The following is a 1,401-nucleotide window of genomic DNA, read 5'->3' on the forward strand; positions in this document are numbered from 1 at the left end:
TTACAGCTGTCACTGTTTCACCGTTTTCTAATGTCTCTGTCGCTGGTACATCCACTGTCCAGTTTCCGTTTTCATCCACTTGACCAGTCACTTCTTCACCGTTAGGGAACGTTACAACTACTGTTGTATTTGGTTCTCCTGTTCCTGTTACAACATTGTCTCCTGGTTGTGGGTTGTTGATTACTGGTGCATCCGGCGCTACTGTGTCTGTTACTGTTCCTGTTGATGGTGTTGATGTGTTACCATTACCATCTTTATTTACAGCTGTCACTGTTTCACCGTTTTCTAATGTCTCTGTCGCTGGTACATCCACTGTCCAGTTTCCGTTTTCATCCACTTGACCAGTCACTTCTTCACCGTTAGGGAACGTTACAACTACTGTTGTGTTTGGTTCTCCTGTTCCTGTTACAACATTGTCTCCTGGTTGTGGGTTGTTGATTACTGGTGCATCCGGCGCTACTGTATCTGTTACTGTAGCTGTTGATGGTGTTGATGTATTACCATTACCATCTTTATTTACAGCTGTCACTGTTTCACCGTTTTCTAATGTCTCTGTCGCTGGTACATCCACTGTCCAGTTTCCGTTTTCGTCCACTTGACCTGTCACTTCTTCGCCGTTAGGGAATGTCACAACTACTGTTGAGTTTGGTTCTCCTGTTCCTGTTACGACTTTGTCTCCTGGTTGTGGGTTGTTGATTACTGGTGCATCTGGAGCAGTAACATCTGGTGTATCATTAGAATCTTTCGGATTAGTATTGTTATCTAACTCTACTGTATCTGGTACGCCATCTCCGTCATCATCTGTGTCGACTTTATCTGGTGTACCGTCTTTATCAGAATCTCTTTCGACTTTAATTACGAACGTTTCTGTTGTTGTTGCGTTGTCTCCATCTGTTGATGTTACTGTTACTGTGTAATCACGCTCTTCTTCGAATGTTTTGTTCGCTAAATCGTCTGTCCAATCTGTCACTTCTGGTGTTCCTGTGATTTCTCCTGTTGTAGGATCATATGTTAATCCTGGTGGTAATCCTTCTACTGTCACCGTCGGTGGTGTTCCACTGTCATCTGTTGATGTTACTGGAATCGCTGTGATTGGTTGACCTTCCACCACTGTTGTATCGTTAATCGGATCGATTGTTGGTGGTGTGTTTGCTTGGTCTGTTCCATCTTTTGGATTTTTATTTGTGTTTAATTCTTCTGTATCTGGTACGCCATCTCCATCATCATCTGTGTCGACTTTATCTGGTGTACCATCTTTATCTGTATCTCTTTCCACTTTAATTACGAACGTTTCTGTTGTTGTTGCGTTGTCTCCATCTGTTGATGTTACTGTTACTGTGTAATCACGCTCTTCTTCGAATGTTTTGTTCGCTAAATCGTCTGTCCAATCTGTCACTTCTG

The 1,401-nt window shown here is 42.8% G+C and carries 1 protein-coding gene; it reads right to left on the reverse strand.

The window, feature by feature from the left end; genetic code table 11:
- A partial coding sequence (locus tag HHH54_RS10850) for an Ig-like domain-containing protein (RefSeq protein WP_198618810.1) occupies window positions 1-1,401 on the reverse strand: 1,401 nt, incomplete at both ends.

The sequence above is a fragment of the Staphylococcus canis genome, from assembly GCF_016238445.1.
In the GTDB taxonomy this organism is placed as follows: domain Bacteria; phylum Bacillota; class Bacilli; order Staphylococcales; family Staphylococcaceae; genus Staphylococcus; species Staphylococcus canis.